This is a genomic window from Bacteroidales bacterium (assembly GCA_012517825.1).
Classification (GTDB): domain Bacteria; phylum Bacteroidota; class Bacteroidia; order Bacteroidales; family JAAYUG01; genus JAAYUG01.
In genome coordinates this window covers 1-19525 of sequence record JAAYUG010000185.1, presented here as the reverse complement: position 1 = coordinate 19525, position 19525 = coordinate 1, and the positions used below count along the sequence as shown (strand labels likewise).

14 protein-coding genes are annotated in these 19525 nt (G+C 47.4%); 7 read left to right on the top strand and 7 right to left on the bottom strand.

The features are described from left to right. The first annotated feature begins 9 nt into the window (after window positions 1–9). Entirely contained in the window at window positions 10–846 is an 837-nt protein-coding gene (locus tag GX419_12845; protein ID NLI25583.1) for a sugar phosphate isomerase/epimerase, read from the top strand. Between the two features lie 40 nt (window positions 847–886). After that, window positions 887–1468 carry a thioredoxin family protein gene (locus tag GX419_12840; GenBank protein ID NLI25582.1) on the top strand — a complete coding sequence of 194 codons (582 nt, stop codon included), beginning with the start codon at window positions 887–889 and terminating at the stop codon, window positions 1466–1468. A 15-nt stretch (window positions 1469–1483) separates the two neighbouring features. On the opposite strand, the gene GX419_12835 is transcribed toward GX419_12840, so the two are convergent. Continuing rightward, the gene (locus GX419_12835) at window positions 1484–2170 is read right to left on the bottom strand and encodes a DUF434 domain-containing protein (GenBank protein NLI25581.1); all 687 of its coding nucleotides are present in this window, start codon (window positions 2168–2170) and stop codon (window positions 1484–1486) included. 17 nt (window positions 2171–2187) lie between these two features. Beyond that, window positions 2188–3207 carry a dihydroorotate dehydrogenase-like protein gene (locus GX419_12830; GenBank protein NLI25580.1) on the bottom strand — a complete coding sequence of 340 codons (1020 nt, stop codon included), beginning with the start codon at window positions 3205–3207 and terminating at the stop codon, window positions 2188–2190. A 184-nt stretch (window positions 3208–3391) separates the two neighbouring features. Here GX419_12830 and GX419_12825 point away from each other — a divergent pair, with 184 nt between their 5' ends. Then, window positions 3392–3790: an Rrf2 family transcriptional regulator gene (locus tag GX419_12825; protein NLI25579.1), complete on the top strand. Its 399-nt coding sequence runs from the start codon at window positions 3392–3394 to the stop codon at window positions 3788–3790. Window positions 3791–4126: 336 nt separating this feature from the next. Next, window positions 4127–6148 carry a 1,4-alpha-glucan-branching enzyme gene (locus GX419_12820; protein ID NLI25578.1) on the top strand — a complete coding sequence of 674 codons (2022 nt, stop codon included), beginning with the start codon at window positions 4127–4129 and terminating at the stop codon, window positions 6146–6148. A gap of 17 nt (window positions 6149–6165) precedes the next feature. Here GX419_12820 and glgP read toward each other — a convergent pair whose 3' ends face one another. The 4 genes from glgP to GX419_12800 are packed head-to-tail and all read right to left on the bottom strand — an operon-like array spanning window position 6166 to window position 15389. Continuing rightward, on the bottom strand, window positions 6166–10395 hold the full coding sequence (gene glgP / locus GX419_12815; protein NLI25577.1) for an alpha-glucan family phosphorylase: 4230 nt from the start codon (window positions 10393–10395) through the stop codon (window positions 6166–6168). 49 nt (window positions 10396–10444) lie between these two features. Next, window positions 10445–12079: a polysaccharide deacetylase family protein gene (locus tag GX419_12810; protein NLI25576.1), complete on the bottom strand. Its 1635-nt coding sequence runs from the start codon at window positions 12077–12079 to the stop codon at window positions 10445–10447. A gap of 47 nt (window positions 12080–12126) precedes the next feature. Further along, the gene (locus GX419_12805; GenBank protein NLI25575.1) at window positions 12127–13416 is read right to left on the bottom strand and encodes a glycosyltransferase family 4 protein; all 1290 of its coding nucleotides are present in this window, start codon (window positions 13414–13416) and stop codon (window positions 12127–12129) included. Beyond that, entirely contained in the window at window positions 13413–15389 is a 1977-nt protein-coding gene (locus GX419_12800) for an amylo-alpha-1,6-glucosidase (GenBank protein NLI25574.1), read from the bottom strand. Before GX419_12800 ends, GX419_12805 begins: the two co-directional genes overlap by 4 nt. Before the next feature lie 207 nt (window positions 15390–15596). On the opposite strand from GX419_12800, the gene GX419_12795 reads away from it, so the two are divergent. From GX419_12795 to GX419_12785, 3 genes are read left to right on the top strand one after another with little or no spacing between them, the layout of a single operon-like run. Further along, the gene (locus GX419_12795) at window positions 15597–16841 is read left to right on the top strand and encodes a redoxin domain-containing protein (GenBank protein NLI25573.1); all 1245 of its coding nucleotides are present in this window, start codon (window positions 15597–15599) and stop codon (window positions 16839–16841) included. Window positions 16842–16845: 4 nt separating this feature from the next. Further along, on the top strand, window positions 16846–18009 hold the full coding sequence (locus GX419_12790; GenBank protein NLI25572.1) for an AhpC/TSA family protein: 1164 nt from the start codon (window positions 16846–16848) through the stop codon (window positions 18007–18009). A 6-nt stretch (window positions 18010–18015) separates the two neighbouring features. Continuing rightward, window positions 18016–18762 (top strand): UDP-2,3-diacylglucosamine diphosphatase, encoded by a 747-nt coding sequence (locus GX419_12785; GenBank protein NLI25571.1) that lies wholly within the window; start codon window positions 18016–18018, stop codon window positions 18760–18762. Between the two features lie 72 nt (window positions 18763–18834). Here GX419_12785 and GX419_12780 read toward each other — a convergent pair whose 3' ends face one another. Next, complete coding sequence (locus GX419_12780) at window positions 18835–18972, bottom strand: hypothetical protein (protein NLI25570.1); 138 nt, start codon at window positions 18970–18972, stop codon at window positions 18835–18837. Window positions 18973–19525: the final 553 nt, after the last annotated feature.

Here is a 19525-nt window from a genome sequence, read left to right as displayed (position 1 = left end):
TACGCTCCTGTGAGGTTGGGAGCACCTGTTTTCGGAAAGTACACCTCACCGGGGGAATGGGTTTCCCTTGTAAAAAAGAAAGGGTACAAAGCGGCTTATTGCCCGGTGGAGCCCGGTGCCCCGGCTGAGGTAATCCGCGCTTATGCCGAGGAAGCTGTCAAAGCGGATATTGTCATAGCAGAAACCGGGGCCTGGAGCAATCCTCTTTCGGAAGATCCGGAAACCCGGGCTGCGGCTATTAAGAAATGCATTGACAACCTGGCTCTGGCAGAAGAAATCGGAGCCCGCTGTTGCGTCAATATCAGCGGCTCCAGGGGAAAACAGTGGGATGGGCCTGATCCGAAAAACCTGACCCGCGAAACGTTTGACATGATTGTTGATATCACGCGCACCATTATTGATGAAGTGAAACCTGTACGCACTTATTTCACTCTTGAACCCATGCCCTGGGCCTATCCTGACTCTCCCGATTCCTATCTTGAATTGATCAAAGCTATTGACCGCCGGGCATTTGCCGTGCATCTTGACGTGGTGAACATGATCAACAGTCCGCGCCGCTATTTTGAGAATACGGCCTTCATCGGAGAATGCTTCTCAAAACTGGGGCCCTACATTAAGAGCATCCATGCCAAGGATATTATCCTTACATCGTCTCTTACAACCCATCTTGAAGAGCGTCGTCCGGGAAACGGATACCTTAATTATGCCGAATTCCTTACCCAGGCAAGTTTGCTGGGGGATGTCCCGTTTATGCTGGAACACCTCGAAAAAGAAAGTGACTATGATGAAGCAGCGGCTTATGTGCGCTCGGTGGCCAGGGAAAATAATATTCCGTTACTCACCTGAACTTTTTTAGGCCCTATTTTGTTTTCAAATAAAAAACGATATGGCCTACACATTACAACCGGGGCAGAAAGCTCCCGACTTTACCCTTCCGGCAACTGACGGTAAAACCTATTCGCTCCGCGATTTCGACCAGTACAGGTATCTTGTGGTTTTTTTCACGTGCAATCACTGTCCGTATGTTCTGGGATCGGACGAGATAACCCGCCAGACTGCTGAAAAATATGCCCCGTACGGGGTGAAGTTTGTTGGCATCAATGCCAATAGTGCGAACACCTACCAGGAGGATGATTTTCCCCATATGGTGGAACGCATGGAACGGTATGAATTTCCCTGGGTTTACCTGCATGATCAAAGCCAGAAATCGGCCAAAGACTACGGAGCTTTGCGAACACCCCATTTCTTTGTTTTCAATGAAAAAAGGGAACTGGTGTATACCGGCCGCGGAGTGGATAGTCCGAGGGACCCGTCGAGAATGAAGGTGAACGACCTTGACCGGGCCCTGGGGGAGCTGGTAGCGGGTAAACCTGTTAGCATACCGGTTACCAATCCTATTGGATGCAATATCAAATGGGAGGGTAAGGATAAGCACTGGATGCCTGAAGAGGCCTGTGATCTGATCTGATACCGGCCGGCGTTTTCAGGGGTTTGCCTCCGGAAGAATTTCCTGAAAGGAAAGAAGGGCCGGGGTAAATTCTTTTTGCAGAATTTTGTGCGCCAGGTCGTAATACATACAACCCGAGCGATCGATGATTTCTGAGTCGGCTGTGGCAAGCAGTACATTCCTGCTTTCCCTCATCAGCCTGTCGGCCGGATAAAGGCAGTTGATTTCAGCAGGGCAGGGAATATTCGCCAGCTGATTACGGATGATTTCTTCCAAAAAGGAACTGTTATCAACAGGCTGATCAATAAGGAACTTCACCGAGGCAGGAGTTTCGCACCTCAGAAAGGAAAGCAGGAGGCTGACCGAGCGTTCAAGAAGAGCTGAGGGTACCTGTTTTTCAAAGGCATCTCCTGCATCCCGCAACAATCCGTCGTTGCAGATAAAAACAGGGCGGCCTGATAGGTAGCTGGTGATCTTAAACAGTACATTGAACACATCGATCAACAGGTGATACCCTTTCGGGTCTTCGATGCGTTTTTCAAGACGCCGGGCGGCTGTTTCCGCCGGGAAAATTCCCCGGTAAAGAATTACCCTCTGCAAGGTATTCAGCCTGTATCTGTCGCACACAATTTTGTAAACAAGCCGCTGGGGGTACTTCCTGTTCAGCAGCCAGAAGTAATCAGCGGCTGCATTACGAAAGGCGTTGTTAACGATTTCCCTCATGCGGGTAATAAACTGACTCAGATAAAATCGGGCGAACTGGCGGAAGGGTGGTAGCCCCTGAAATATTTCATAAACTGTACACGTTCGTAAGCAGCAGGATTTCCGGTTTTTGACTGGCTGAGCATGCCTCTGAACTGTTTAATGGAATCAAATTTTTTCTCCTGTGCCCACTCCGAGAGTTCATCAAGCATTTTTGCAATTATGCCGGGCCCGTTTTTGTAAATTGCTGAAGCAATCTGAACAGCTTTTGCGCCGGCCAGGATCTGTTTGATCAGTGCTGTGCCGTCATGAATGCCGGAGGATGCGGCTAAATCGCATTGCACACGGGAAGAAAGGATGGCAATCCAGCGCAGCGAATTATAGATATCGGACGGTGAGCTGAGCACCCCTGCCGATGTGATTTCCAGCTTTTCAATGTCGATATCGGGATTGTACGACCTGTTGAATAGTACCAATCCCTGAATTCCCATACCGGAAATCTGATCAGCGAACGATATCAGATTGGTAAAATACGGACTGATTTTGAGGGCAACCGGGATTTTAATCAGCTTGCGGACCTGTTTAACAATGTCGAAATAGACCGATTCGCTTTCCTGGGCTGTACGCCTGGTATCGGTTGGCAAAATAAAAACATTGAGTTCAAGGGCGTCTGCTCCTGCCAATTCAATTTCCCTGGGGAAATAAATCCAGTTTTCGGCCGTAACGCAGTTGATACTGGCTATTACCGGTACCGACAACTCTTTTTTTGCCGATCTGATCAGATCGAGGTACCGTGCGGTATGTTCCTGGATACGTTCATCCTGCTCATAAAATTCCACGGTCTCGGGGTATATAAATGATTCCGATGCCATTTGTTTCAGCCGGTTTTCTATATCCAGCAGGATTTCCTCTTCAAACAGGGATTTGAGGACGACGGCACCAACTCCGTTTTTCTCAAGTTCCAGCAGTCCGGGCAGGTGTTCCGTGAGTCCGGAACTGGCGGCAATAATGGGATTGCGCAATTCCAATCCCAGCCAAGATGTTGAAGGATTTTTCATAGGTCTGATTTTAGTATAATCCTAATGTATATCTCTACGTTAGCTTAAATTTTTCTTCTGAAACCATAAAGTTACATTAAATTATTCCGTTATAAGCGTACCGTGAACTAATATTATTATTATCTTCGTGAGAGTCAACCCTATTTCAGCCAGCGGACATAATTAACTATGAGAATGTTCTGATATGGCTAGATTTTTTTCTTTGTCGGAAGCCGCATCCATCGGGCTGCATGGAATGATTCTGATTGCCCGGTCGGAAAACGGATTGAATGCACAGGAGATTGCTGATATAATGGGTTCCTCGCGCCATCACGTTGCGAAAATTTTGCAGCGTCTTGCCAAGGTAGGTTTTCTTTCTTCAACACGAGGGCCGAATGGCGGGTTTGTCATGCGCAAAAAACCGGCTGACATCAACCTTCTTCAGATTTATGAAGCCATTGAAGGGGAAATTGTCGTTATGGACTGCCCTATGGAAAAGCCGGTATGTCCGTTTGAAAAATGCATTTTCAATAATGTGACCCGCACCATGACGGAGCAGTTCAAAGATTATCTGAAAAAACAGACCTTGAAGGAATATCTTTAGTATTTATTCTTTTCTGGCCTTTTTCTCCCAATGTATGTTTCCTGATAATACGAAAGAGGGGTAGGATTTTGATTGAATTTATTCCTGCGCGAATTTCGTAAACATATCGTTTTGGTGCTTTTTCTGATGGTCATCAATTTGAATTGGTTAAAACCCTGCGCATCAACAACTGCGCAATGTGCCGCAAGGGCCGTTTCCACTTCTGCCAAAGAAAAAGCATGCCGATACTATGGAAAAATAGAGTTTTGAAATATTTTCGGGAGGCAGAACCCGAATATTTTGATATATTTAGAATGTCAAACACGCATAGGGGAAAACTGCATAAAACCATGCACCATGAAAAAGGTTCCTTCCTTTGTTGAACGTGATCCGTGGTTAAAACCTTATCTGCCGAAAATTACAGTTAGGAACAATTATGTTTACAAGCGGGAAAAAGATCTGACCGGGGGGAAAGGGAATCTTACGGATTTTGCTGCAGGGCATCTGTACTATGGAGTGCATAAAGAGAAGGATGGATGGGTATTCAGGGAATGGGCTCCGAATGCGACGGCTATTTATCTGATCGGAGATTTTTCGGGCTGGAAAAAGAAGGGAGAATATGCGTTTTCAAGAATTTCGCATGACACCTGGGAATTGCGTCTTGCCGCTAACCAGCTTCGTCATAAAGACCTGTACAAATTGTTTATCGAATGGCCGGGAGGCGGTGGAGAGCGCATACCGGCATGGACCAGAAGAGCTGTTCAGGATCCTGATACCCTTATTTTTTCTGCCCAGATATGGGATCCTTCCGAGCCGTATGTATGGAAACATGATTACAAAAGACCGCCGGTTGCTCCCCTGATTTATGAAGCACATGTGGGGATGGCGACAGAAGAATGCCGTATAGGAACTTTTGATGAATTTCGGCGCAATGTATTACCACGTATAGTGAGAGCAGGGTATAATACCCTTCAATTGATGGCCATACAGGAACATCCGTATTATGGATCCTTCGGATACCATGTTTCCAGCTTTTTTGCCGTTTCCTCCCGTTTCGGGACGCCGGAAGAGCTGAAAGCCCTTATTGATGAGGCCCATGGATATGGCATGTCGGTGATTATGGATCTGGTGCATTCCCATGCCGTAAAGAATGAGATTGAGGGCCTGGGCCGCTATGATGGTACACCCTATCAGTTTTTTCATGACGGACCCCGCAGGGAGCATGTTGCATGGGATTCATTGTGTTTTAATTACGGAAAGCCGGAGGTCATTCATTTTTTACTGTCCAATTGTGCTTTCTGGCTGGGAGAGTACCATTTCGACGGTTTCCGGTTTGACGGGGTTACCAGCATGATTTATCTGGACCATGGGCTGGGACAAAATTTTACCAGCTACGACATGTATTACAATGAGAACCAGGATGAGGATGCCATCGCCTATCTTGCTCTGGCCAACAAGCTGATCCATGAAATGAGGCCCGATGCCATAACCATAGCCGAGGATATGAGCGGAATGCCCGGTCTGGCAGTACCCCTTAAAGACGGCGGATATGGCTTTGATTACCGGCTTGCCATGGGTACCCCTGATTACTGGATAAAGATTATCAAGGAAAAACCCGACGAGCAATGGAATGTTTCAGAAATGTACTATGAACTGACCAACCGCAGGAAGGATGAAAAGAATATAGGATATGTCGAGTCGCATGACCAGGCACTGGTAGGAGATAAGACCATTGCATTCCGTCTGATGGACAAGGACATGTATGAAAACATGTCGAAACGTAAACAAAGCCTGGTTATTGACAGGGGAATGGCACTGCACAAAATGATCAGGCTGGTTACCATTGCTACGGCCGGTGCAGGCTACCTGAATTTTATGGGGAATGAATTCGGGCATCCTGAATGGATTGATTTTCCGCGGGAAGGCAATAACTGGTCGTATTTGTACGCAAGAAGGCAATGGAGTTTGTGCGACAGGGACGATTTGCGCTACCACTGGCTGGCCGATTTTGACAGGGACATGCTTGCCCTGGTAAAGGAATCTTCTCTGTTCGATGAGCCTTTTCCGGCATTGATGACCGCCGTTGAGCATGATCAGGTGCTTGCCTTTCAGCGGCGCAATTACCTGTTTGTGTTCAATTTTAATCCGGTTACATCGTTTACTGATTACGGAGTACGGGTACATCCGGGAAAATATGCGGTTGTGCTGGATACGGACGATGCACGGTACGGAGGTTTTGCACGGGTGGATCACAATCTGACCTATTTTGCCGAACCTCTGGCAAGGCTGGCATCCATGGGAGAGAACCAGCTGAAGCTATACCTGCCCAGCAGGACAGGCCTTGTGTTTAAGCGCATATCCACACCCCGCGTGTGGTAGTGCTGTACCGGTGAGAATCAAATCCACTTCACCATGCAGAAATCCTGCCTGTGCGGCAGAAGGTTGCTTTTGGGGAAGATGCGCATGCCGGCGCTGAAGGTTCCCGGACGGGTTGGCACAACGGCAATTTTATAAATGGCTTTTCCGTCGATCTGTTTTACGAACTCAAATTCCTGCCGGACGTCAAGGAATTTCTTCTCTCCTTCATGCCGCAACATCACCAGTTCCACACCAACCTCTTCGGGCAGAAGCCGGTCGATATCGAGGACCACCTCACAGTGGTATTCTTCCCCCACTTTGAGCAATTGCTGCTGATTTTCGGGCATGCAGGAAGAGATCACCGAGATGTTTTTCCAGATTCTGGCAACCATCCGCTTCCAGAGAGCAATATCCTTGGCGACACTGAAGTCGTCGGCTGTGATATGCAGATACCGTTCATGGAGTTTACCATAGAACTTGGCAATATAGTCGTTCAGCTGGCGCTTCATCGTAAAGTGGGGAGCCACTTCGGCAATGGTATTTTTGATATACTTTACCCACTCCACAGGCACGTCTTCGTGGTTGCGGCTGTAATATTTGGGAATTATATCATCTTCCAGGGTATAGTAGATTGTTTCCGCATCGAGCTGGTTCTGGAAGTCTTCGTTTTCGTAAGTAGGTTTTTCGCTCAGTGCCCATCCTGCATCAGGGCGGTAGCCTTCGCACCACCAACCGTCAAGCACACTGAAATGGATGGTGCCGTTCATGGAAGCTTTTTCCCCGCTGGTTCCCGATGCTTCCATTGTTCTGGTAGGAGTGTTCAGCCATACATCCACTCCGGCCACCATGCGCTGGGCAAGTTCGATATCATAATTTTCGATGAAAACAATTTTTCCGACAAACTGCGGCATCCGTGATATCTGAACAATCTGTTTAATGAGTTCCTGTCCTCCTCCATCGTTGGGATGTGCTTTTCCGGCAAAAAGGATGCGCACCGGGCGGTCCGGATCATTTACGATCTGGGCCAGCCTATCCAGGTTTCTGAAGAGCAGGTTGCCCCGTTTGTAGGTAGCAAAACGCCGTGCGAAGCCAATGATAAGGGCCTTGTCATCGAGGTTTTCCACAATATCAACCAGATGCCTGGGATTTTCATGGCGGCTGGCTTTGCCGGAGAGAAAGCGCTTCTTGAGGTAATCGATGAGTTCAGTTTTCAGGCTTTGCTTGATGTTCCAGAGGTCTTTATCTGGAACATGATGAATTTTCCTCCAGTAGTCAGGATTGGACTGATCGTGCAGGAATCCTTCTCCGAAGGAGTTTTCATAGAGCTGGCGCAGTTTCTTATGCGTCCAGGTATAATAATGAACACCGTTGGTTACATAGTCGATATGGGTTTCTTCCGGGAAATATCCTTTGTAAAGGGGAGCGAACATTTCCTGGCTGACTTTTCCATGGAGGCGGCTTACTCCGTTCATGTAGCATGAAAGATTGGCCGCCAGCACGCTCATGGAGAATTTTTCTGAAGTGTCGTATGGGTTAAAGCGTCCGAGGGCGATGAGATCTTCCCATTTGATGTTGAGTCTTTCAGGATAGTGAGAAATGTAAACCCGGAGAAGGTCTTCAGGGAATGCATCGTGGCCGGCCGGCACAGGGGTATGGGTAGTGAAAAGGGTGGACGAGCGGACAATTTCTCTGGCAACTTCGAAGGAGAGTTTCCGGTCAACAATGTAGTATCTGAGTCTTTCCAGCCCGATGAAAGCGGAGTGGCCTTCATTGCTATGAAATACGGTGGGTTCGATTTTCAGGGCCTGCAGAGCTCTTACACCGGCAATTCCGAGCACCATTTCCTGCTTCAGGCGGTTTTCAAGGTCCCCGCCATAGAGCTGATGGGTTATGGATTGATCCCTCGGGTCATTGAGGTCAAAGTCGGTATCGAGGAGGATTAGTGGAACGCGCCCTATCTGAATCTTCCAGAGCCGGATGGTTACAGTACGGCCAGGAAGCGCAAGCGATACAGTGAGCCAGTCACCGTTTTCATTGGTTAATTTTTGCAGGGGCATCTGGCCGAATGCCTGACGCTTGTATGTTGCCTGTTGTTCGCCGTTTACCGAAAGCACCTGGTCAAAGTAACCGTAGCGGTAAAGGAGGCCTATCCCTACCATATCGACATTGGAATCACTGGCTTCTTTGAGGTAATCTCCTGCCAGAAGGCCAAGCCCGCCGGAGTAAAGTTTGAGGGAAGCATGCAGGCCGAATTCCATGCTGAAGTAAGCAATTTTGGGCGAGCCCTGGGGCGGGGTAACAGCCATGTAGTTTTTGAACTCGCGGTACACATAATCGAGATGGTTCAGGAAATCATGATCCTTTTCCAGTTCCCTGAACCGTTTGAAGTCAGTACCTTCGAGCAACAGTATGGGGTTATGTTCCGATGCTTCCCACAGCTGAGGGTCAATGCGCTGAAAAAGTTCCTGTGCAGGATAATTCCAGCACCACCAAAGGTTGTTAGCCAATTCATCAAGGGCTGCAAGTTTTGGAGGGATATTGCCCTGAATGGTGAGGGTAGTCCATTTGGGTTCTGAAATTGCAGGACGCTTGACCACCTGAGGAGCCGGGCCGATATAAACGAACAGTTCGGCGCGGTCTTCCGCCTTGGCAATAGCAATCTTATAAGCGTCTTTATAATAGTCAATAAAGTTTTCCCATAAGGCAAGAAGGGAAATTTCCCTTGAGCGGTTCATGGCCGAGGCAAACGATTCGGGGGTAAGGGATGCTACCTGCCGTACAATGGATGCCATGGCCGAAACAACTTCCCCGTCGTTGTTGTCGTTTCGGTCGACAACATACACTGCACTGTCGGGGTCTTTAACTTCTTTCCGCACCCAGAGCCCGAACCCGCTGAGCGAAGTGGTGATTGTGGGCACGGAGAAAGCAATGCTTTCCAGCGGGGTATAACCCCATGGTTCGTAATAGGAAGGGAAAAGCGTAAGGTCAAAGCCAGCAAGAAGGTGGTAATAGGAAAGGTTGAAAATACCGTCATCTCCGTTTAGATAAGAAGGTACAAAGACAACTTTTACCTTGCTGTCGGGGTGGTTGGATAGTCCTTTTGCGCGGATACGGTTTAAAATGGGGTCGTATTCGGCATCGTGGAGGTTGTGTGTAAGAATGTTTCCGTTCAGCGGTTCACTGGTATGTTCCTGTAACTTTTGGAGCAGATCTTTTCTTGGTCCAAAGTGGTTGGCGGGCACAAGAATAAAGGCAACGATGGTTCTTCCATCGGGATTTTTGCTCAGGTTGGCAAGGGTATCGATTACCAGGTCAATTCCCTTGTTGCGGAACTCATACCGGCCGCTTGTTGCCAGAAAGAAGGTATCGTCGGGGAGAGGTGCATTGAATAATGCTGCAGCAACCTGGTGTAGTTTACTGCGCGCCAGCTGGCGTTTTTGTTCGTATTCTCCGGGGGGAGGCACAAACGAATCTTCAAATCCGTTGGGAGTAATAACATCTACTTCCCTGTGGAGAAAATGTTTGCATTCACGTGCGGTTATCTCACTTACTGTGGTGAATGCGTCGGCATGCTTTGCGCTGAGTTTTTCGAGGCTTTGCTTGGCCACCACGTTAAATTCACGGGCCAGGTCATCGGGGTTGTAGGAAGCAAGACCACTGTAAAGAGGCCTTCCGTTACCTGCCAGAGCCCTGCCGAGTACGGTGGCATGGGTGGTAAACACAGTGGAAACCTGAGGCAATTTCTCTTTCAGGTAGAGAATGCCTGTTCCTGTCATCCATTCGTGAAACTGGGCAACAACTTTTTCGCGTAAAAGCTGGTGAAATTTGAGGAAGCTTTCAATTACCTGGCCAACGGCATACCCAAAAAGAGCCGGTTCGATGTAATCCCATTGTCCGGAAATAGAATCGAGTTTGTAGCTTTCCCACAGTTTGGCAAAAATTTCATCTTTCCTGCTGATAAGGGAAGTAAAATCAACCAAAATAACAATGGGATTTCCGGTAATATTCCAGCGGCCTGTGCGAATGCGTAAACCCTCAGTCAGTGCCTGCTGTTTCCAGTCGCTGAAAAGCCCGGGATCTTCCAAAAATTCGGAATTGGCATGTTCTTCCCTGTAGACATCAGGACCAATGAGCAGGAATTTTTCACCTAACTGATTAACCAGGGTTAACGCTTTGGTGGACAGAACGGTATGGATTCCGCCCACTTTGTTGCAAACCTCCCAGCTTACTTCAAAGAGGTAGTCGGGATGGAGCAATTTACTTGTCATAGATTCATATTAAAGAAGCCGGTTAATAAAGCTTCGTGGTAAAACAAAATTATTTCTTGGCTGCTGCTTTTTTTGGCGCGGCTTTTTTGGCAACAGCTTTTTTTGCAGCCGGTTTGGCTGTTTTTTTGGCGGTTGTCTTTTTTGCTGCTGTCTTTTTGGGTGCAGCTTTTTTAGCGGTTGTCTTCTTAGCTGTTTTTTTAGCGGTGGTTTTTTTCGCCGCCGGTTTTGCCGTTGCTTTTTTTGCCGCTGTTTTCTTGGCTGTAGTTTTCTTTACCGTTTTCTTGGCGGGTGCTTTTTCAGCCGTTTTGGCATTCTTTTCGGCAGGCGCTACCTGCTCCTTTTTAGCTTTCGTTGCTTCTTTTTTCATCGTTTTGGTTTTTAGGGTTTTACTTGGGGTTTTTGAAGATATATTTGGTGGAATTTGTTTCGAGAGATCTTCGATGATCCTTTCCTTTTCTTCCAGAAGTTTCATAAGGTATGCAGGGTCGGAAGGCATTTTTTGTTCCTGTTTCAGCCTGATTTCGAAATCGCTCAGAATGTTCATGTAATTAATAAAAGCGTCATAGGGAGAATCGTAAGGATTGAAGTATTTATGCACTTCCCCGTCAGAGAGTACTTTGGTTGACATATAATAAAAGTGGTCGGCTGTTTGCAGGTTTTTCCAGTCCTCCCAAATTTGCGCTTCATTGTTTTTAAGAACCAGCTGGCGGAGGGAATAGAGTTTGTTAAAGGCAGCCTGCTGAAGCTCATTTCCCAACCAGGCAGAGATGTCGCGTTCTTCGTCGGCCCACGAAATGGGATGAAGAGCCGAGATGGCCGCTATTGGCTGGTGCCGGTCAGCAACATCAGAGGGAGTGGCAAAATGGTAGGATGATCTGGAGAATACAGCCCGGGGCAGAGCTTTGAGGAATTCGAAAATTCCCGTGTTCTGGTCCTGGTGTTCTCCAAAGGTTTCGTAATCCATGAAAATGTTTACCGTTTGTTCTTTTTTGTCGAGGGCATTGAGCCATGCTACATACTTATCGGCCGTGAGCGGGTATTCATTCCATGATTTATTGGAAAACCGGAAGGAAATATCGTCGCTGAGTTTGAAATTTCTGAGAAGCACTTTCAGTCGCGGGTTAATGGCATTGCAATATACATAGTTTGGGCTTTTCCAGCCAAGAATGTGTTTGGCTCCTTCCGTCACCACAGTTTTAAATCCCATGTCGGCTATCATAGCGCCGATTTCGTCGGAATAGACGAGTTCGGTATTTCGGAAAACAGTCGGGGTTTGCCCGAAGATTTCCTTGATCGTTTCCCTGTGCTTTGTCACCTGGGCTTCAAACTCTTCCCGGTTAATGAGCGAACTCAGTGAATGGGCATACGTTTCGGCCAGAAATTCGACATATCCTGTTTTAGCCAGTTTTTTAAAGCTCTCCAGAACTTCCGGGGCATAGAGCCGGAACTGGTCGATGGCGGTTCCGGATATGCTGAAACTTACTTTGAAGCGGCTTCCGTATTCCTTGATAAGATTGTACAGGATCGTATTAGCGGGGAGATAGCATTTCTGAGCAACTTTATGCAGAATGCTTTCGTTGCTGTAATCGTCGTAATAGTAATGGTCATGTCCTATATCAAAGAATCGGTAGCGTCTGAACCGGAAAGGCTGATGAACCTGAAAGTATAAGCAAATGGTTTTCATATCGCAATGATAATTTTAATTAATGAGAATTATTATACCGGCATCAATTATCTGCATAATGATTTATATACTTCCCGGAGTTTTCCGGCTGAGTTCTCCCATTTCATCTGAAGCACTTCTTCCTTGCCGTATTTTTTAAAGAAATCCGAGAGGGCGTCGTAGTTAAGGATTCCATAAATCGCATCAGCCATAGCGTCCACGTCCCAGAAATTCACCTTGATGGCATATTTCAGAACCTCAGATACGCCTGACTGATATGAAATAATAACAGGCACGCTGCTTTGCATGGCTTCGAGGGGGCTAATACCGAAAGGTTCCGAGACGGAAGGCATAACATAAACATCGCTGAGGGAGAACATTTTCTGCACATCATCACCCCGGAGAAAGCCGGTAAAGTGAAACCGGTCCACGATCCGCAGGCGGGCGGCCCGTCGTATCATGCGGTGCAGCATGTCGCCGCTTCCGGCCATAACAAAGCGGACATTGTCCATTCTCTGCAGGACTTTATTGGCTGCTTCAATAAAATACTCAGGGCCTTTTTGCAGGGTAATTCTTCCGAGGAAAGTGACGATTTTCTCCTGGATTCCTTTCTTTTCCCGGGCGCGTTCTTCTTCGGTCAGAGGATCCACTGCGTTATAAATGGTGACCACTTTTTCGGGAGGGATGCCGTATTTTTGGATGACGGTTTCGCGCGTAAGGTTGCTGACAGTAATCACTTTATCGGCACCTTCCATGCCTTTCCTTTCAATTTCATAGACGGAAGGGTTTACGCTTCCTCCGCTCCGGTCGAAATCGGTTGCATGGACATGCACCACGAGGGGTTTGCCGGAAACGGCTTTGGCAGCGAGTGCGGCAGGGAATGTCAGCCAATCGTGGGCATGAATGATATCGAAATGATGTTCATGGGCCAGCACGGTGGCGACCAGGGCGTAATTCGAAATTTCCTGAAAGAGATTTTTTCCATAGGTTCCTGTAAACCGGAGCCGGCCACGAACCCGCGTCTGGAGGCTGACCCCGATTTCTTTTTCAGAGAGTGTTTCAAAGCTTTTCTCAAATTCTTCCGGGGTGAGGTACGGCACAAGAAGTGATTCCACTTCGATCATTTTCATTTTCCGCAAGAAGTCGCTGAAAGTGAATGTTCTTTCCTTAATATGCACACCATCGGCTCCGATAATGCGGGCCGAAGACTGGTCTTCATCGCCATATGCTTTGGGCACAACAAAGGTTACATCCACATCTTTGTACCGCGAGAGTCCCTTGGTAAGCCCATAACAGGCAGTGCCAAGCCCTCCGGTAATATGAGGAGGGAACTCCCATCCGAACATTAGAACCCTCATAGTTTTTTCGAATTATCTTGTTTCAGATTCTTTTCAAGTTTATTCAGTGTAAAGTCAATCCAGAGTAATGCAGCTACACTCCATGCCTGGCTTATTGAACCCCTGGGCATATGGGGAGGATCGCCATCATAAATTTCACCAACGGTACCAATTCCGTATTCGCTCATATCGCTCTCGAATCCTTCGACGATTTTTTTAAGGTGGCTGATTCCGGAAGTTTTGTGAAGTTTGAGATACGCCAGTGCGTATGGTTGCAGAAGCCAGGGCCATACGGTACCCTGGTGGTAGGCGGCATCGCGGGAGGCCTGATCTCCTTCGTAAATACCAATGTAGGCAGGGTCATTCGGAGAAAGGGTACGTAATCCTTTTGGCGTGAGCAATTCTCGTTCTACGAATCCCAGGATGGAATTGATCATTTCATCTGAAAGAGGCGAGTAGGGAAGTGATGCGGCTATGACCATATTGGGCCTTACGGAAAAATCGCGGTAATTGCCGTTGACGTAATCGGCGCAATACCCGAGTTCAGGGTTCCAGAAATGTTCAATGAATGATTTTCCGGTTTTTTCGGGTATGTCTTTCCACTGACTGACAAAGCGGCTGTCGCGGGCATTCTTTGCAAGTTCAAGGGCAAACCGGACTGCGTTATACCAGAGGGCATTGATTTCAACATCATATCCGATACGGGGGGTAACGGGTTTTCCGTGAATGACGGCATCCATCCAGGTAAGGGCACGTCCGGGTTCACCGGAGAAAATCAATCCGTTTTCGTGCATGCGGATGTTGAATGGAGCGCCATGGCGGTATGCTTCGAGAATGTTCTGCATCGGCTTTTTATATTTTTTCCATATTTCCTCATGCGCCTGATATTCATTGGCATATTGCTGTAAACTCCAGAAGAACCAGAGCGGGGCATCCACACTGTTGAAAGCGGGGTCCGCATCTTTTCCCATGTTGGGGAAAAGGCCGTCTTTCATTTTGTCGATCTGTGTGTCAACCACTGCCCGGAATGTTTTGGGGTCATCAAGGGCGATGGTGAGGCCGGGAAGAGAAATGAACGTATCACGGCCCCATGTTCCGAACCAGGGGAAACCGGCGGTAATTTCCGTTTTTTTGTCGCGCCGTACAATAAATTGTTCGGCTGCGTTGCGAAGGCAGTTTTTGAAACTGTCACGCGGAATACGGTTTTTTAGTTCATTCTGGAACTTTCTTTTCAGCCCTGCCGGATCTGCTTCCCTGAGCGAGGCAGAAAAGATAATGGATTCGCCTTTTTCGATGGGCAGTTCAAAATATCCCGGCACAAAAAGATCTTCGCGGAATTCGTATCCGCGCTTCATTTCTTCGGTGTATTCAATGCCATAATACCAGTCAGGAACCGGAACAAAATCAACTGGTTTATTAAACTGCATATAAAGGTAAGGATATCCATGGTACATTTTAATGCGGACGCCGTTTTTTACCGGTTCGGCTTTGGTGTTAGCATCGAGGTTGGCATGGGTAAGGGTGTGAAAATTCCGGAAAGCAAGAAATGGCCTGAAACGCAGAGTGGTGGGCGAATGGGCATCCAGCAAGGTGTACCGCAGTAAAATCTGTTCTTCTTTTCCTACCATAAGGCTTTCTTTGGTAAGCACCACACCTCCGACCCGATAGGTGGTTTTGGCAACAAATTCCACCTCAAAATCGCGGACATATTTATGCCCTTTCGGATAATACGTATCACCGGCATATTTATGAATTCCCAGATTGAATTCACTGCCGTGCTGTATTACCGTTTCGTCAAACGATGAAAGAAGAACATGTTTGTCGCCATCAATCTGTTCCAGCGGGCATACAAGCAAACCATGGTATTTTCTGGTATTGCAGCCGATGATGGTAGTCGATGCATACGACCCGGCCCGGTTGGAACGGAGAATTTCCTTGCTCAGTGAATATTCCAGGTTCACCAGCTTATTTTTGTCGAAATTGATATAGGCCATATCTCAAAATGTTTTTAGAAGGCATCAACTAACAAACGATTTGCGTTTTAGTTGGAATGCTTGTTAAGATTTGACGTGAAAATATAATAATAAATTTGCATTCCCTGAAATTTTGCCAAAAGTTTTTCAGCAATTGAAGTTTCTTTGCGCTATAAAAGAAACATAGTCCGGAAAAAATTATCTTCGCAGCATCCGAAAATGGTAACTATGAGAAGAATCATTTCTGCCGGGCAAATTCGATGCAGATTCAACAGCAGGTTATTGATCCTGGCAGCAGCGGTTGTTTTTGTTGCAGGAGGCTGCAGGGGAAAAGGCGGTAAAACAGTCATCGAAGGGTCTTTCCCTTTTGCTATGAATCAGAAAGTGGTTTGCTTTCATATGAACAGTTCGGAACTGGAACCGGTTGATTCAGCAATTACCGACGACAAGGGCCGTTTCCGTTTTACATTGCATACCGATTTTCCTGAATTTTATTCCATTCGATTTGAAGAGAGCAAAAAGAGTATAGTGCTTGCCGTTCATCCGGGCGAGAGAATTGCGCTTGCTTCCCCTGTAAAGGAATACTGGAAAAATTATACAGTCAGGGGATCGGAAGATTCCGAAAAGGTAAGTGAACTGGTCAGGAATCAGGAGTTGTACCAGGAAGATTTCAAAGCACTGGCGAAGACTTTTTATGATAGTTTGTACAGTCCCCGTTTTGCCGGTGAAATAAAACCGGAGCTGGATTCGGCCTACCGCCGTCTTGTTGCGGAAAAGAAAGAATTTGCCCGCGCTTTTGTAAGGAAGAACTGTTCTTACCTGGCCGGACTGATGGCATTGTACCAGCAGGTTCCTTCGGCGGGATTATCACGGAGTGAGCCGGTGTTGCGCCCGGAAGAAGATTATATATACTACCACATGGTGGATTCAGCCCTGAATGCTTTATATCCTGCCTCCACTCCCGTGCGGATGCTTCGGTCGCAAATGATCGCATGGGATGAACAGAAGAGGGCCAAGGAATCGTATGTTGCAAGAGCAGGGAAAGGGATGCCTGCGCCTGAAATTGTTATGCTCTCGCTCAACGGAGATACTGTGCAGCTAAGTTCTTTCCGCGGCAAAGTAGTTTGTCTTGTTTTCTGGGCTTCATGGGATCAGAAAAGCAGGGCTCTGAACAAAATGCTCCGGCAGGAATACTTCAGGTTGAATCCCAATGAGGTCCAGCTTCTGCAGGTTAGCCTTGACCGGAGCAAAGATGCCTGGCAGAAAGCAGTGGCCGATGACCGTTTGTCATGGCCGCAGGTGAGTGATCTCAAATTCTGGAATTCGCCGGTTGTGAAACTTTATTCGGTAGAAGCACTGCCCCTGATTATTGTAATCGGGAAAGACGGACGCATTTATGAACGGGATGTTCCCCCCGAACGACTCGGTGCTGTTATTGCTGAAGCGCGAAAAAACTCTGAAACCAATGAATAATTTTATGACAAAGAGGGCTGCCATTCTGTACATTCTGATGCTGGTTCTGGCTTCCTGCGGGAAACAGAATAAGGTAAAGATCATTCTTGATTATTCCGGAGGGAAGGATAAAACCACTGTTGTTCTGAAGGAAATAAAAGTTGACAGGGAATTTCCCATGGATTCGGCTAAACTGAAGGATTCAGGACGGCATACGTTCACTGTTCAGACCAGCCAGCCGCGTTTTTATAAACTGGTTTTTCCCGGAGAAAAATGGATTATGCTGCTGGCCGAACCGGGTGAGCGCATTCGCCTGAAGGTGCCTCAGGAAAAACTTCCTTTCGGATACGAGGTAAATGGTTCGCCTGGTTCGCAGTCTATCCGTGAATTGGGGCAAAGGCTGTATGTTACGGTTCATAAAATGGATTCTCTGCGGAATCTGTACAATGCTTTACCAACCGACCAGAAGTATGATTCTGACCGGGCCAGCCTTGATGCCGAATTCAGGGCACTGGCCGATTCCCAGCACAGGGAGAGCATTCGTTTTGTTCTTTCGCACTACAATTCCCTGGCCAGCATCTATGCACTTTATCAGAAGTACGATGACAGTACATGGGTCTTCTATTCGGCCAAAGACCTTCAGTATTTTAAAATAGCCGGTGACTCGCTTTCGAAAAGATATCCGCATTCTGATGAAGTGAAAGCCCTTCGTGCCCATTTCAACCGGCTGATGAATCAGCGGCAACGGCTTTTACTGACAACGCTGGCGCAGAAAAAATCCATCGGATTTCCCGACCTGCGTTTGCCTAACGTTTCCTCCGACACCATCAGGCTTTCTTCGCTCACAGGGAAAGTGATTCTTGTCAGTTTCTGGCGTTCCGATTTGCCGGGGTGCCTGGTTCAGAACCGGGAGTTTGTTGAACTGTATAAACGTTTTGAGAAGAAAGGATTACGGATTTATCAGGTTTCTCTTGATCCCGACAGGCCTAAATGGGCAGCCTTTGTGCTGGATGCAGGCTATCCATGGATCAGTGTCTGGGGCGGTCCGTTCGAAACATCACTTGCCGCCCGGCTGTACAATGTTCAGCAATTGCCTTCAGAATACATTATCAACAAGGATGGAGAAATCGTTGCGGTAAATCCCGACCCGGATAATCTTGCCGCCATTATTGCTCCCCTTTTACGTTAGATCAGCATGGGTAACATTTATTTTGTTTCCGATCTCCATCTGGGCCTGCACCCGGTTGAAAAAAGCAGGCAAAGAGAGAGGAAATTTGTTCAGTGGCTTGATGAGATCAAACAGGATGCCGAAGCTCTGTATCTGTTAGGCGACATCTTTGATTACTGGTTTGAATACAGGAAGGTTGTGCCCAGGGGGTTTGTGCGGACCCTGGGAAAACTGGCCGAATTATCTGATCGCGGCATTGATATCCATTTTTTTACCGGCAACCATGATGTATGGGTTTTTGATTACCTGCCTTCCGAAATAGGGCTTACCGTTCATAATGGACCGCTGATAACCGTGCTTAAAGGGAAACGTTTCTATATTGCCCATGGTGATGGATTGGGTCCCGGTGATCCTGGGTACAAGCTGCTGAAGGCCATTTTCCATTCCAAAGTATTGCAATGGTTCTATGCACGTATCCATCCCAATGCTTCAACAGCCTTTGCCCACTGGTGGTCAAAAAAGAGCAGGTATTCCAAAGGGGTATCAGAAGCATTTCAGGGGGAGGAAAAAGAAGAACAAATTGTATTTGCGAGAAAGATTCTGGAAAGGGAGCATTTCGACTATTTTGTATTTGGCCACCGGCATGTGGCCATTGATATCAACCTCAACGGCACATCCCGCCTCATCAACCTTGGAGAATGGATATTTGGCAGCAGCTATGCGGTGTTTGACGGTGAAGTATGCCTGCTTAAAGAATATCAGCCTGATTTTTGAAGATATTTTGTCAAACGCATTGCATTAGAAAAAAATTCTCATGCAATGCGAATCATTCCTGTATTGGGTATCTTAAAAATGCGCCAGTTGCCGCAAGGGCCGCTTCCACTTCGTTTCAGCGGGATTTGCCCGGATGCTTTCGCGCAAGGCCTGCGCACTGCGCATCAGTTCGCTTACACTCCTGATGCGCAATCCGGGCTTAATCCGCATTGCTCATGAGAGCATTCGCAATGTGCCCGTTGGGCCGCTTTCACTTCGTTTCAGCGGGATTTGCCCGGATGCTTTCGCGCAAGGCCTGCGCACTGCGCATCAGTTCGCTTACACTCCTGATGTGCAATCCGGGCTTAATCCGCATTGCTCATGAGAGCATTCGCAATGTGCCCGTTGGGCCGCTTTCACTTCGTTTCAGCGGGATTTGCCCGGATGCTTTCGCACAAGGCAAACCCACTGCGCATCAGTTCGCTTTCGCTCCTGATGCGCAATCCGGGCTAACATTGCGCTTGGGCCGAATTGAAAGGAATCCTGTTACATCGGGAGGGATAAACCTGACTTAAGTGTACACCAAAAAAGTGAGCAGTAATGGAAAAAATCAGGTTAAATTTTGCCAACTTTGCCTAAATTATGGTTTACCCGCCATGAACTTATCACATTACTTCCGCTTATTTCTTCATTACCTCAACCTTGAACCGGAGCTGGAGGATTTTGGGAATACTGATGCAACCATCCGCAAAGATATCGTCTTTAAAGGTACCAATCTGTGGAT